Source organism: Pseudomonas guineae, assembly GCF_900113745.1.
Lineage (GTDB): Bacteria > Pseudomonadota > Gammaproteobacteria > Pseudomonadales > Pseudomonadaceae > Aquipseudomonas > Aquipseudomonas guineae.
Genome location: NZ_FOQL01000001.1, coordinates 1,706,178 through 1,719,181, shown reverse-complemented (window position 1 = coordinate 1,719,181; position 13,004 = coordinate 1,706,178). Strand labels below are relative to the sequence as shown.

Genomic DNA, 13,004 nt, shown 5'->3' with positions numbered 1-13,004 from the left:
CCCTGGGTTGCGCTTGCGGTTTTCGCCACAGCTCACCCGTCACTTCAGCGCAGCAAGGCAAAAGCCGGAAACATTCTATGGCTAGCCAGCGCTAACCACGCCGGGCAAGATGCCGCGCGTAGATCCAATAACCAAGAGACAGCCAATCATGCAGCGTTTCCTTAGCATTGCCCTGGCCATGTGCCTCAGCGTCGGCCTGACCATGAGCTTCGACGCCGAAGCCAAGCGCTTTGGCGGTAGCAAATCCTTCGGCTCCGCGCCAAGCCATCAAGCGCGTCAAGCACCGACCCAGCAATCAGCTGCACCAGCGGCTGCGGGTCGCCAGCCGGCGGCTGCAAGCGGCGCATCGCGCTGGTTAGGCCCATTGGCCGGCCTCGCGGCGGGTGGTTTGCTAGCGTCGATGTTTATGGGTGATGGCTTTGAAGGCCTGCAGATCATGGACATGATGATCTTCGGCCTGATCGCCTTCCTGCTGTTCCGCTTCCTTGCCGCCCGTCGTCGTCAGGCAGGTCCAGCGACGGCCAACGGCGCGCCGATGCAGCGTGAAATGCCCGCAGCCCCCGCCTCGATCTTTGGTGGCAGCAGCGCCGCTGCTGCGATCAAGCCGGCGATCAATGCACCGGCCTGGTTTAACGAGCAGAGCTTTGTCAGCGCCGGCCGTGAGCACTTCCTCAGCCTGCAGCAGCACTGGGATGCTAACGAGATGGACAAGATCGCCGAATTCGTCACTCCGCAGCTACTGGAATTCCTCAGCCGCGAACGTGCTGACTTGGGTGAAGGCTTCCAGTCTACCTATGTCGACGATCTCGACGTGCAACTAGATGGCGTCGATGACCTCAGCGACAAGACCGTCGCCACCCTGACCTTCACCGGCGTGGCCAAGACCTCACGCTTTGACCAAGGCGAAGCGTTCAGCGAAAGCTGGCGCATGGAGCGTGCGGCCGGTGACAACCAGCCGTGGCTGGTTGCCGGTATCCGCCAGAACGGCTAATACCTGCTATAACCAGAAAACCCGGGCCTGCCCGGGTTTTCTTTGCCCATTATTCAGCAAACATATGCGCTGGCGCCCGATGCACTCTAAGAGCAAGCTAGGCAGTGCCTACTGCATTACCACCACGAGGATTGAGCAATGATCGGATACACAATGATCGGCACTGCCGACATGGAAAAAGCCAAAGCCTTTTACACCCCGTTACTGGCCGAAATGGGCGCCAAAATTGTTATGGATATTGGCCGCGCCGCTTTCTACGGCGTTGCCAAAGGCCAGCCGATGTTTGCCTTGTGCCTGCCCTATGACAAACAAGCACCCGCCGCTGGTAACGGCAACATGGTCGCCTTGCCCGGCGGTTCGCGCGAAGGTGTCGACACGCTATATGCCAAGGCCATCGAACTCGGCGCAGTAAGTGAAGGCGAACCCGGCGAGCGCATGCCCGGCTTCTATGGCGCTTATTTCCGCGACCACGATGGCAACAAGCTAGCCTTCTTCCACATGGGCTAACGCGTTAACCCGGATCGACAGCTGTGCCCGGCGACTTGGCCGCCGGGACCGGTTGCACGGCCTTATCGCTCCAGGCCTGAATCTCTTCACTGCGCTTACGACTGTTGAGCTGCGCACGATCAATAACTTCCTGATAATCCGCCAGCCAGCTACGTGAGCCCGGCAGCATATTAGCCAGGTCGCGCATGCCCACCTTGAGGCCCTGCATCACCTGCTGATAGTCGCGCTCTTGGTCCTGCAACACCTTGCTAACTTCGGCAATGCTGTCCGGGTTTTCCGCGCGCTCGAACAAACCGGTCAATTGCGAAGCCTGTTGGCTGGCCAGCAACGCTTCCTGATTACTCAGGGCGGTCTGCTGCACCAGCAGTCGTTGTTCAAGCTTTATTACCTGCTTTTCCAGCACCTCAATGCGCGGCGCATCGTCGGCGCTGAACAGGCTGTAAATATTCAGCCCGGACGAAATAAGCATGAGGGTACCGAGCAGCACGGCCACGCCGATAATAAACAGGCGGTTACGTTTGCCTGCCGTAGTCAGCAACTGTAGCCGCTGCTCCTCACTGAGTACGTCGTTTTCCGACTCTTGCGCTGAGCTATTCATGACAAGACCATTTAATGACGTTAAAAAATTGACGGACTGACTAAACACAACGATAGCACTTTGCCAGCTTTTTGCTTAGACCCGTCTAGGGTATAAGACGCTCCCGTATTACCTGCAAAAGAGACAACGCCTGTGGAAGAAGTCATCGAACAACTGCGCGAACTCAACGAACCCGTGCCGGTGCCGCTGGAACTTCCGGAAGAAGAAGTGCTGGTAGAAATCCAAGAACAGATCCTCATCCACCTGCCCTTCGCCCTGCGCGAGTACCTGCTGCAGGTCAGCGATGTGGTCTATGGACGTCTGGAGCCGGTCACCGCCAGCGACCCGCAATCACACACCTACCTGCCAGAAGTCGCCGCCACCGCCTGGTCCCTCGGCGTGCCGCGCGAGTTCGTGCCGCTGTGTGAAGACCACGGTAACTACTACGTGGTCGAAGAAGACGGCACCGTACTGCTGTGGGAAGCCGACACCACTGAAATCAACGAAGACGAAAGCTGGGAGTCGGTCTGGCACTGGGTGCGCGACGTTTGGTTGGAGAGTTAAATCGTCACGCTTACCGTTAAGCTCGCTCAGGCCGCTTGGCGGTCTGCTCCAAATCCAGCAGGTTCAGCAAAAACCGCGCAAAGTAACTGAGGTCCTGCTCCATGGCCTGACGCGCGGCCTTAGCGTCACCGGCTGCGATAGCGGCAAATGCGTCTTCATGGAAGTCGTTGAGGCGCAGCGACAGGTCGGCTTCGGTGAACAGTCGATTGAAAAACGGCCCGACCTGTAACCACAGCGACTCGATGCTGCGCAGCAACACCGGGTTACCGCAGGCGCTGTAGAGGTGCAGGTGGAACTGGCTGTTGGCATCCAGATAGGCCTGAATCTGCCGCTGCTCGATGGCCTGATCCATGCGCGTCACACAACCGCGCAGCTCGGCCAGGTCAGCTGGGGTCAGCCGCGGCGTGGCCAGTTCAACGGCCAGCCCTTCGAGGGCTATGCGCACCTGGAAGATATTCTGGTAACGTTCGCGGGTCATCGGCGGTACGCGCACAGAGCGCTGCGGCTCGCCTTCCAGCGCGCCCTCGGCGACCAGACGCTGCAAAGCGGCGCGTACCGGCATCGGGCTGGTGCCCCATTCAGCGGCCAAGTCGCGGATTTTTAAACGCTCACCAGGCTGGAAACGCCCAGCAAGCAGGCCTTCACGAATACGTTGGTAGAGTTGATCCTGCAAGTTGTCGGCCATGGTTCAGCAGCGTCCTTTTGCCGGCGGTGCAGGGAGTTGGGCGAGGGTCAACGAGCAGTTATGCATGGGGTTCTCCGAAATAGGTAAAAACATCTGAGCGAGCGAGCTAGAAGCTGACAAGGCGCTACGCAGTAACAGCCTCCGGCTGGTCAAAGCGGCGAGGACGCAGAGTTACGAGTTGTAAATGAGCAGTACTCGTTTCACTCGCCCTTCGGGTCGCGCTAAAGCGCGTTAGCCGCAAGCGACTTCCGACCGGGCTGGCGCACCAGCCGCTTTTAACACAGCCAGATCGACGCGCAGCCGTTCAGCAGGGGGCTTTGTTTTCGATCAGGCAGTTACCGCCATCGACCACGATAACTTCGCCGGTGATATAGCTGGCCTCGCGCGATGCCAAAAAAGCCACCGCAGCGGCCACTTCCTCAGGCCGTCCAGCACGGCGCATAGGTGTGTATTCCGCCGCATGTCGCTCTTCCTCGGTGCTGGAACCAGTAGCAATCCACCCCGGAGCCACGCTGTTGACCGTGATGCCCTGCTTGGCCACTTCCAGCGCCAGGCCCATGGAGAGGCCGAGCATACCGGCCTTGGCCGCACTGTAAGCCGCCTCACCAGGGTTGCTGCCGCGGGTGCCGGTGGTAGAACTGATATTGACGATGCGCCCGTAGCCGCGCGCACGCATGCCCGCCAGCACCGCGCGGGTGAGTAGAAAAGCGGTGCCGAGGTTGCGCGCGATGGACAGGTTCCAGGTCGCCAGGTCCATGTCCGCCAGCTCGGCGAACGGCTCGGGGCTGCCTTGCATGGCCATGCCGGCGTTGTTCACCAGAATGTCGATCTGCCCCCACTGCGCCTGCGCCCAGTCGAGCAATTCGGCAACCTGCTGCTCGTCAGTCAGGTCAGCAGGCTTGGCTCGTGCGTCTATGCCTTCGGCACATAGTTCGGCGGCGCGTTGTTCGACCCGCGCGCTGCTGGCGGTCAGCAACACACGCGCACCGGCATGGCCCAGGCGGCGAGCTATCGCCAAGCCGATGCCCGATTCACTGCCCGCACCACTGATCAGCGCGACTTGCTGCTCAAAGACCATCTTCAACATCCTGTGATCACAAATATGACAACAATCTAGCAATAAAGCCTGATCAAACCAATGCTTGAGTTTTCTGTGATCACAAAATAGCATGTGCAGATATTCGAACGAGGTGTTCAACATGACTGCCAGTGGTATCAGCCCATCCGCCGTAGAAGCTTTCGCTCAGCGCGAGCGTGAGCGTTTTATCGCGCGCAATCCGAAATCCGTGGCCCTGGCTGAACGCGCACGTAACTCCTTGTACGGCGGCGTGCCGATGCACTGGATGGCTGACTGGTCGACGCCGGTACCGCTGTTTGTAGAACGCGCCAAGGGCGCACGTTTTTATGACGTCGACGGTCACGAATACATCGACTTCTGCCTGGGCGACACCGGCAGCATGTTCGGCCACTCGCCGGACCCGATCGCCAAGGCCATTGCCGAGCAGGGCAACAACGGCTTAACCACCATGCTGCCGGGTGAAGACGCCGTAATATGCGGCGAGCTGCTGGCCGCGCGTTTCGGCCTGCCGTTTTGGCAGGTCACCGCTACCGCCACCGACTCCAACCGCTATGTGCTGCGCTGGGCCCGCGCGATCACCCAGCGCAAGACCCTGCTGGTGTTCGACGGTTGCTACCACGGCACCGTGGATGACGTGATGGTGCGCTACCGCGATGGCGAGACCGTGCCGCGCTCCGGTTTGCTCGGCCAAGCCTATGACCTGACCCAGCACAGCCGCTCGATTCCGTTCAATGATGTGACGGCGCTGGAAGCCGCATTGGCTCAGGGCGATGTCTGCGCCCTGCTCTGCGAGCCGGCGATGACCAATATCGGCATGGTCCTGCCCGAGCCAGGCTTTATGCAGCAATGCCGCGAGCTGACCCGTAAATACGGCGCACTGCTGATCATCGACGAAACCCACACCATCTCCACCGACAGGGGTGGCTGCACCCAGCTGTGGAACCTCGACCCGGACTTTTTCGTGGTCGGTAAACCCATTGCCGGCGGCGTACCGTGCGGCATCTTTGGTTGCAGTGAGGCGATGGCAGAGGCCATGACCGCAGCACGCAAAAAAGCCAGTGAAGGCAGCCACGGTCACGGCCACAGCGGCATGGGCACCACGCTTTCCGCCAACGCCCTGGCCATGCACTGCATGCGCGCCAACCTAGAACAGGTGATGACCGAGACCGCCTACGCGCACATGCTGCCACTGGCCAAACGCCTGGCCGACGGCTTCCGCAGCCTGATCGGTAAGCATGACCTCAAATGGTCGGTGACCGAGCTGGGCGCACGCAGTGAATTTCAGTTCTGTCCGGTATCGCCGAAGACTGGCGCCGAGGCTGAAGCGGCATTCCACGATGAACTGCAGATGGCCCTGCACCTGTATCTGATCAACCGCGGCATTTTGATCACCCCGTTCCACAACATGACCCTGTGCTGCCCGAGCACCACGGCGGACGATGTGGACCAGTTGGTCAGCATGCTCGACCAGGCCCTGACCGAGCTGCTGGCCATTCCCGGCGCCCGCGAATAACAGCACACCAGAACGTAGGGTGGATGACGCTGTTTTCATCCACCAATAACCACCCCTGGTGGATGGATAAAACGCCAGCTACGCGCCCCGATCCACCCTACCCCCCGGTGCACAGCGTGCACCCCAGGTGAGAAACGACTATGCAATTTGCTAATCCCCAGGAAGCCCACGACTTCCTCGCCCAGCACCCCGAGGTGCGCCTGATTGAGCTGATGCTGATCGACGCCAACGGCATCCCACGCGGCAAGTTGCTGCACCGCGACGAACTGCTGGCCGTCTATGAGACCGGCCGACCGCTGCCCAGCTCAATCCTGGCGCTGACCATCCAGGGCGAGGACGTGGAGGAAAGCGGCCTGGTCTGGGAGGTCGCCGACGCCGACTGCTGGACCTACCCAATCCCCGGCAGCCTGACCCTGCAACCCTGGCGCAGCACACCGACCGGCCAGCTGCAGGTAAGCATGCACCCGACCCAAGGAATGCCTGCTGCGCCGGCCGATCCAAGGCATGTGCTGATCCGCGCCATCGACCGGCTAAAGGCCGACGGCTATTACCCGGTAATGGCGGTCGAGATGGAGTTCTACCTGCTGGATAAAACCCGCGACGCTAATGGCCGTCCGCAACCGGCGCTGCAGGCCAACGGCGTGCGCCCGCAGGCACCGCAGGTGTATGGCGTGTACGAGCTGGAACAACTGCAGCCCTTCCTTGACGACCTCTACGCCGCCTGCGAAGTACAGGGCCTGCCGGTGCGTACGGCGATTTCCGAATACGCACCAGGCCAAGTCGAGCTGACCCTGGAACACCGCTTCGATGCCCTGCAGGCAATCGATGAAGGCGTGCGCTACAAGCGCCTGGTCAAAGGCGTGGCCAATAAGCACGGACTGCAGGCTTGCTTTATGGCCAAACCGTTCGGCGACCAGGCCGGCAGCGGCATGCATATGCACGTGAGTTTGGCGGACGCCGAAGGCAACAACCTGATGGCCAGCGAAGACCCCCACGGTACACCGCTGCTCAAACATGCAATCGGCGGCATGATGGCCACGCTGAATGACGCCCTGGCGATCTTCTGTCCCAACGCCAACTCCTACCGCCGCTTCCAGGCCAACAGCTACGCGCCGCTGGCCAAGAGCTGGGGGGTGAATAACCGTACTGTGTCGTTCCGTGTACCGGGCGGCCCGGCCAAGAGCCGGCATGTCGAACACCGCATCTGTGGCGCCGACGCCAACCCCTACTTGGCAGCGGCGGCGATCCTTTCCAGTATCCATCACGGCATCAAAAACCAGATCGATCCAGGTGCAGCCATAGTCGGTAACGGCTATGAGCAGGCCTGCGAAACTCTACCGACCGACTGGCTCACCGCCCTGCGTGCCCTGGAACACTCAGCATGGGCCAAAGACGCACTGGGCGAGGACTTCCTCAAGGTGTTCCTGGCGATCAAGTGGGCCGAGTTCCGCCAGTTTATGGGCGAGGTCGGCGAACAAGACTGGCGCTGGTACCTAACTCATGCGTGAGCTAGCTTAATAGCTGAGGCATGCAGGGCAATTTCCAGCATTGGTGCTGAGCTAGGAAGGATCCATCAGCAAATAATGGCCACTATCCGTAAGTTGCAGACGTTACTCGGGCGCGACAGCCTTGGGCTCTGGATGTTGCTGCGCCTGAGTGCCTTATTGTTTGCTGTCGGTGGGATTTTCTTGTGGGGCTCGTACTACATCTTGGATCAACGCTTTGATGAGTTCGACCAGGAGCGTTATAGGCAAGAGTTGCTTCGCGTTGACGCGGTGTTTACCCAGAGCCAGACGAGCATGAAGGCAACACTCAAGGACTACGCCTACTGGGATGACAGCCGCGCCTTCATTGAGGATCAAGATCCCGACTATGTCAGCAATAATTTCACCCTGGACTCACTGAGTAACCTGCGGCTAGGCGGCGTTGTTATTACTGACGCCAGCGCCTCGCCGCTGATGAGCCTAATCGTGGATGCTGAGAGCCAGGTCGTGCCAATGCCCAACGATTTACTGGCACAGCTAAAGCCCTTTCTGACGCCCTTAGGCCCAGAAAACACCTCAGATACGCCAACTTCTAGCTTACAGGTCATCAACAATCAGCCTTTTCTGATTGCCCGATCTGCAATAAAGAATACCCAAGCCAACCTTCCGGCCAACGGCTTGATGTATTTTCTGCGACCCCTGGATGATCAGTATCTGCATTACCTGCAAGCGCTCACCACGGTGCAGTTTGACCTGATCATCACCCCGCCACCGGCAGACTTAGCCTTCGCAGTGACTCGCAATGAGACACCAACAGGTACGTACTGGGTGGTGACGAAGCAATTGAGCGATCTCTCAGCCATGCTCCGAGTCGGCGGCCCATCGGCTCTGTTGGTGCAACGCCAACTGACCCATCAAACCCTAGCGGCGAATGCCATTGGCCTGATGATCTGCTCATTATTGGGCGTTTATCTGATCGTGCATGTGCGCTTGCTGCGCCGGTTACAACATTTTTCCAGGCTCGCCAACCGTCATCGGCGTAAGCCTGAGGCAGCGACTCGCTGGCCCGTGCAGGGCGCAGACGAACTCGACAACTTAGGCACCTCGCTCAATGAACTGATCAACGAAGTCGAATCCAGGCACCGCGATTTGAGCCATATCGCTGACCATGATCCACTGACCGGCATCGGCAATCGACGCTTGCTGATGTCGCGCCTGCTGGCGCTGCAACAGGCTCAACCGTCGGCACTCAAACCGGCCAGCAGCTTGCTGTTGCTCGACCTGGACAGTTTTAAATTGCTCAATGACGGCCTGGGTCATGAGGCCGGTGATGATGTCCTCAAAATAACGGCGCTACGCGCCCAAGAGTTAGTAAGAAGTGACGATACCGTCACCCGCTTGGGTGGCGACGAATTTGCGATTTTGTTTGAGGGCGTCAGCCCGCTTAAAGCCCTGCCGTTTGCCGAACGCCTGTTGAAGGCGCTTGAGCAGCCCATCAGCTATCAAGGCCACAAGATCACTGTTCGCGCCTCGGCAGGCCTCACCGAGGTGGGTGTCACGCTCAGTAAGGAAGACATACTGCGTAACGCGGACCTGGCGTTGTACGAAGCTAAACGCCGCGGCAAAGGCCAAGTCGCGGTGTTCAATGACGGCTTCTTGCTTCAAGCATCACGGCGTATTTACCTGGAACAGGCCTTGCAAACAGCGCTGCAGGCAGAGCAATTGGAGGTTTGGTTTCAGCCGATTATCGACACCTACAGCAATAAACTGGTGGGGCTGGAGGCCTTGTCTCGCTGGTCGCTGGCTGGCGAACTCATTCCACCTGATGAGTTTATCCAGATTGCCGAAGAAACCGGGTTAATCACCCAGCTGGGCCGCTTGGTTTTCGATCGCGTCGGGGCGGCGCTCAGCACCCTGCGTGTCGACCACCCTGGCCTATCATGCAGCGTGAACTTGTCAGTCCGGCAGTTCCGCGATACCGACCTGGTGGCGGAGCTGAGCGACTGCTTACAGCGTTATGATTTACCGCCGACTGCGCTGCAGTTGGAATTAACCGAGAGCATGGTTGCAGAATCCAGCTCAGAAATTCTGCCGACCATGCGCCTGCTGGTAGAACAGGGATTTAAGTTTCATTTGGACGATTTTGGCACCGGCTACTCATCCCTGGATCGCTTGCGGGTGCTGCCTTTTGACACCCTCAAGCTCGACAGACGTTTTGTCGCGCCCTTGAGCCACGGTGACGAGCTGATCGCGCGCGTCATCATCCATATCGGTCGCGACCTGGGCATGCGGGTAATCGCTGAGGGTGCGGAAACCGAGATTGAGGTCATGCACCTAAAGGCCTTGGGCTGTCACGAAATCCAAGGTTTTTTCTTTACCGAAGCCTTGACTCTGGATGACCTGAAACGCTGGATTACAGAATACCGGCAGCTTGCGCCTAGCACTCCAGAAGAGCCGCTGGCGGCTAATACAAAGCAGAGCCCGCAAGCCATCTAAGGCCGCAACAGCCAACGCATAGACTCGGAGCCTACTGCTTAACCCATAAATATAAGGCTGTAGGCTCCCATCTGCCTGCCGACCTAACTACCCACGCCACTCAGGCTCTAGCCTTCAGCCTATCAATCGGCTCATCACCAGCCCAGCCCCGCTAATGAGTAAAAGTGCGGCGTCGTTAGCAGCGAATCCAACCTACCGACAGCGCCGCTTACCTGCATGTACCTAAGCGCTGATAACGTATTACGCCCTAACCTACACGGCTGAGGAGTAACCGTGGCGCGGCAAGTCGCTTGCTTATGGTTTGCCGCAACCAGTACCGTGACGAGCTTATAGCGCGCAACAGTATCCTTCGCGCTCGATTAACCCGTCACAGAGTCCCCTATGCAAGCCGGAACCGCCCAGCTGTCGATGACCGTACTGATGACCCCCGACATGGCCAATTTCGCCGGCAATGTCCACGGCGGTACACTGCTCAAATACCTCGATGAAGTGGCTTACGCCTGCGCCAGCCGCTATGCCGGCTGCTACGTGGTGACCCTGTCGGTGGATCAGGTGATTTTCCGCGAGCCGATTCATGTCGGCGAGCTGGTGACCTTCCTCGCCTCAGTCAATTACACCGGGCGCACCTCGATGGAAGTTGGCATCAAAGTCATCACGGAAAATATCCGCGAGCGCTCAGTCCGCCATACCAACAGCTGTTTTTTCACCATGGTCGCGGTCGATGAAAGTCGAAAGCCCGTGGTCATTCCAGTCCACAGCCCTACCACGCCGGACGGCCTGCGCCGCCAACGCCAGGGCCTGCAGCGCCGGCAGATTCGTCACGAACTGCAACAGCGCTACCAGGCGCTTAACCAAGCAGAAGGCTGAGTTACAACGCCCTGCTGCCGGAGCCGCGATGATCGACCTCTTCGATGTATTTCTGCTGATGCTGTTCGCCACCGCCTGCGCCTGGCTGTGGCATGCCCACGGCCTGCGTGAGCTGGCGTTGAAGCTGGTGCAACAGCACTGTGCCAAGGCTGACATCGAATTACTCGACGGCAATGTCGCCCTGCGCAGACTCGCTTTGCTGCCTGATGCACGCGGGCGCAAGCGCCTGGCGCGGGTCTATGGCTTCGAGTTCACGGTGACGGGCGAGCAACGGCATATCGGCAGCATCACCTTGTTTGGCAAACAGCTAGGGCGCATTGAGCTGGCCCCCCACCCCTTTCGCGAACCGCCAGCGCCTAGCGCTCAGGTGATCGAAATGCAGCAATGGCGCAGCCAGCATCCGCGCGCGGATGACGACATTTCATCGCACTGAGCCGCTACAGCAGGCCGAGTGCCTTGAGGCTGGCCTTGCCCAATTCGACTCGTTTGCCAGCATCCTGCACATCGTTCATCGGCATATTCAGGGCAAAGCTGTAGACCCTACCCCCTTGCTCCAGCCAGCCCACCCACCAGCCAGTACCCGGCTTGAGTGCTGTTCCCCAGCCGGTCTTGCCGTACAGACGCCAGCCGTCTTCCTCTTCAAGCAAACAGATCTCACGCACCGACACCTGAATATCCTCAGCAATGGGTAGCTGACCTTGGACCAAGCGCGCGAGGAACTGGGTTTGCTCAACCGCGCTGATTGCTAACGGCCCCTTGAGCCAGAACTGATCGACTTGCTCGCCGATCTCAGCATTACCGTAATCCAGCGCCGTGACCTGACTGCGCATCTTGCTTAAACCAACGCGCCGCGCCAGCTCCTGATAGACCGCTACGTTGGACACCTTGAGCGCCTCACGCAGGCCCATGTCGTGCTCCCACGTGTTGAGAAACTTAGGCTGACCGTCGTAGGGGAACACCTCATCAACACTGCTGACCGCCCCAGTGGAAAGGCCAATCAGAGTATTCGGGATCTTGAAGGTAGACGCTGGCAGGTAGCGGGTTTCGGCTCGTTGGCGGTTGTAACCCAGCAACTGCTCGCTACCCACCTCGTGGAGGACAAAGGTGCCATGCACCCCTGCGTCCTCAAATACCTTGGCCACTGCTGGCTTATCCAGCCATTCGAGAGCAGAAGCTTGACCGCCCATCCACAACAAGGCGGCACACAACCAACGCATCATGAAAACTCCTCAAAAAGATAGGCCTGCTTAGACCCGCTCAGTGGCAGCCAGCACCGACAAAGCGCAGAGCCTCTGCGCTCATCGAGGGTTAATCACGCTGCAACAGAAAGTGCACCACACGGGCGGCGCTGTCTGCCGGTTGCTCTTGCATAAAACAATGCCCACCTGGCATCACATGGGCGCTGACATGGCCATTGCCGGCGCACCAGCGTGCCACTGACTTGGCCACAAAAGGGTAACTGTGCTGGCCGTACAGCACCTGAGTCGGCGTGCTTACTTTGCCCAGGGACAGCCACAAACGCTTGGGGTATGAGCTAAAAATGTCCGCTTCACGGCTCGTGCGGCACTTCAGTTCAACGCCCTGCTCGCTGTCTTTCAGCGCATGTTGGATGTAAGCGGTAAAGGCCTCTTCGGTCCAACCGCGAAACATGCCACGACCGTGCAGCGCAGTATGTGCAGCCGCGCGGTCCGGCCAACTGCTGCGGCGCTTGAGCGCCTTGCTCGCCAGGGTAGTGCGCCGGCTCAGGCCGACCACATCTGACAATGCCATCACCCCAATCATCGCCGGGCTGAACAACACCGGGTCAAGCAGCACCGCGCGCTGGAACAATTGCGGCTGCTGGGCCAGCATCAAGCTGGTCAGTACGCCGCCAAAGCTATGGCCCAAGGCAAAGCACGGTGAGCTGCCGAATATCCCACGGCCGGCTTCGAAGGCCTCGACCGCCAGCTCGGCGCTGCGATTCCAGCCATGGAAACGCCCGCCATGATCACTCTCGCCATGGCCCTGCACATCACACAGCCACAGATCGAAATCCTCGGCCAAGCGCTGCAATAACGGCGTGTAAACCCGCCCGCAATAGCCGTTGCCATGCAGAAAATGCAGCACGGGCTTACCCGAAGGCGGTGTATGCCAACCACGCAGGGTGAAGCGGGCAGAGCAGTCATGGGACCAGGGAAGCAGCTGCATGGTGGTTATCCAGAAAAAAGTGCGCGCAGTTTATCAACACCCGCCGCCCTTTCAC

At 59.3% G+C, this 13,004-nt stretch carries 13 protein-coding genes; 8 read left to right on the top strand and 5 right to left on the bottom strand.

Going from position 1 to position 13,004, the window contains the following annotated elements; genetic code table 11:
• The first annotated feature begins 148 nt into the window (after positions 1-148).
• Positions 149-991, top strand: coding sequence for a Tim44 domain-containing protein (locus tag BMZ32_RS07780; protein ID WP_090241084.1), 843 nt, complete (start codon positions 149-151; stop codon positions 989-991).
• A gap of 138 nt (positions 992-1,129) precedes the next feature.
• Positions 1,130-1,498: a VOC family protein gene (locus tag BMZ32_RS07775; protein WP_090241082.1), complete on the top strand. Its 369-nt coding sequence runs from the start codon at positions 1,130-1,132 to the stop codon at positions 1,496-1,498.
• Between the two features lie 4 nt (positions 1,499-1,502).
• On the opposite strand, the gene BMZ32_RS07770 is transcribed toward BMZ32_RS07775, so the two are convergent.
• Positions 1,503-2,096: a hypothetical protein gene (locus BMZ32_RS07770; protein WP_090241080.1), complete on the bottom strand. Its 594-nt coding sequence runs from the start codon at positions 2,094-2,096 to the stop codon at positions 1,503-1,505.
• A 132-nt stretch (positions 2,097-2,228) separates the two neighbouring features.
• On the opposite strand from BMZ32_RS07770, the gene BMZ32_RS07765 reads away from it, so the two are divergent.
• The gene (locus BMZ32_RS07765) at positions 2,229-2,639 is read left to right on the top strand and encodes an SMI1/KNR4 family protein (RefSeq protein WP_090241078.1); all 411 of its coding nucleotides are present in this window, start codon (positions 2,229-2,231) and stop codon (positions 2,637-2,639) included.
• A gap of 16 nt (positions 2,640-2,655) precedes the next feature.
• Here BMZ32_RS07765 and BMZ32_RS07760 read toward each other — a convergent pair whose 3' ends face one another.
• Positions 2,656-3,324, bottom strand: a complete 669-nt coding sequence (locus tag BMZ32_RS07760) for a GntR family transcriptional regulator (protein WP_090241076.1) — start codon at positions 3,322-3,324, stop codon at positions 2,656-2,658.
• 304 nt (positions 3,325-3,628) lie between these two features.
• A complete protein-coding gene (locus tag BMZ32_RS07755; protein WP_425272855.1) occupies positions 3,629-4,402 on the bottom strand; it encodes an SDR family NAD(P)-dependent oxidoreductase in 774 nt (257 codons plus the stop codon).
• A 121-nt stretch (positions 4,403-4,523) separates the two neighbouring features.
• Between BMZ32_RS07755 and BMZ32_RS07750 the strand changes: the two genes are divergently transcribed.
• The 5 genes from BMZ32_RS07750 to BMZ32_RS07730 all read left to right on the top strand — a co-directional run bounded on the left by BMZ32_RS07750 (position 4,524) and on the right by BMZ32_RS07730 (position 11,195).
• Positions 4,524-5,915: an aspartate aminotransferase family protein gene (locus BMZ32_RS07750; RefSeq protein WP_090241074.1), complete on the top strand. Its 1,392-nt coding sequence runs from the start codon at positions 4,524-4,526 to the stop codon at positions 5,913-5,915.
• Positions 5,916-6,055: 140 nt separating this feature from the next.
• A complete protein-coding gene (locus tag BMZ32_RS07745) occupies positions 6,056-7,423 on the top strand; it encodes a glutamine synthetase family protein (RefSeq protein ID WP_090241072.1) in 1,368 nt (455 codons plus the stop codon).
• Positions 7,424-7,498: 75 nt separating this feature from the next.
• On the top strand, positions 7,499-9,895 hold the full coding sequence (locus tag BMZ32_RS07740) for a bifunctional diguanylate cyclase/phosphodiesterase (protein ID WP_090241071.1): 2,397 nt from the start codon (positions 7,499-7,501) through the stop codon (positions 9,893-9,895).
• A 381-nt stretch (positions 9,896-10,276) separates the two neighbouring features.
• Positions 10,277-10,762 carry an acyl-CoA thioesterase gene (locus BMZ32_RS07735; RefSeq protein WP_090241068.1) on the top strand — a complete coding sequence of 162 codons (486 nt, stop codon included), beginning with the start codon at positions 10,277-10,279 and terminating at the stop codon, positions 10,760-10,762.
• 28 nt (positions 10,763-10,790) lie between these two features.
• The gene (locus BMZ32_RS07730) at positions 10,791-11,195 is read left to right on the top strand and encodes a DUF3301 domain-containing protein (RefSeq protein WP_090241067.1); all 405 of its coding nucleotides are present in this window, start codon (positions 10,791-10,793) and stop codon (positions 11,193-11,195) included.
• A gap of 4 nt (positions 11,196-11,199) precedes the next feature.
• Here the strand turns inward: BMZ32_RS07730 and blaOXA are convergent, their stop codons facing one another.
• Together blaOXA and BMZ32_RS07720 are read right to left on the bottom strand one after the other, a co-directional pair.
• Positions 11,200-11,982 carry a class D beta-lactamase gene (blaOXA, locus tag BMZ32_RS07725; protein WP_090241065.1) on the bottom strand — a complete coding sequence of 261 codons (783 nt, stop codon included), beginning with the start codon at positions 11,980-11,982 and terminating at the stop codon, positions 11,200-11,202.
• A gap of 88 nt (positions 11,983-12,070) precedes the next feature.
• Complete coding sequence (locus BMZ32_RS07720; protein WP_090241063.1) at positions 12,071-12,949, bottom strand: alpha/beta fold hydrolase; 879 nt, start codon at positions 12,947-12,949, stop codon at positions 12,071-12,073.
• Positions 12,950-13,004: the final 55 nt, after the last annotated feature.

Excerpts from the sequence above, each read along its gene's own strand:
- BMZ32_RS07770 (WP_090241080.1), bottom strand. The coding sequence starts at position 2,096 with ATGAATAGCTCAGCGCAAGAGTCGGAAAACGACGTACTCAGTGAGGAG.
- BMZ32_RS07740 (WP_090241071.1), top strand. The coding sequence starts at position 7,499 with ATGGCCACTATCCGTAAGTTGCAGACGTTACTCGGGCGCGACAGCCTT.
- BMZ32_RS07735 (WP_090241068.1), top strand. The coding sequence starts at position 10,277 with ATGCAAGCCGGAACCGCCCAGCTGTCGATGACCGTACTGATGACCCCC.
- blaOXA (WP_090241065.1), bottom strand. The coding sequence starts at position 11,982 with ATGATGCGTTGGTTGTGTGCCGCCTTGTTGTGGATGGGCGGTCAAGCT.
- BMZ32_RS07745 (WP_090241072.1), top strand. The coding sequence starts at position 6,056 with ATGCAATTTGCTAATCCCCAGGAAGCCCACGACTTCCTCGCCCAGCAC.
- BMZ32_RS07775 (WP_090241082.1), top strand. The coding sequence starts at position 1,130 with ATGATCGGATACACAATGATCGGCACTGCCGACATGGAAAAAGCCAAA.
- BMZ32_RS07780 (WP_090241084.1), top strand. The coding sequence starts at position 149 with ATGCAGCGTTTCCTTAGCATTGCCCTGGCCATGTGCCTCAGCGTCGGC.
- BMZ32_RS07720 (WP_090241063.1), bottom strand. The coding sequence starts at position 12,949 with ATGCAGCTGCTTCCCTGGTCCCATGACTGCTCTGCCCGCTTCACCCTG.
- BMZ32_RS07760 (WP_090241076.1), bottom strand. The coding sequence starts at position 3,324 with ATGGCCGACAACTTGCAGGATCAACTCTACCAACGTATTCGTGAAGGC.
- BMZ32_RS07730 (WP_090241067.1), top strand. The coding sequence starts at position 10,791 with ATGATCGACCTCTTCGATGTATTTCTGCTGATGCTGTTCGCCACCGCC.
- BMZ32_RS07755 (WP_425272855.1), bottom strand. The coding sequence starts at position 4,402 with ATGGTCTTTGAGCAGCAAGTCGCGCTGATCAGTGGTGCGGGCAGTGAA.
- BMZ32_RS07750 (WP_090241074.1), top strand. The coding sequence starts at position 4,524 with ATGACTGCCAGTGGTATCAGCCCATCCGCCGTAGAAGCTTTCGCTCAG.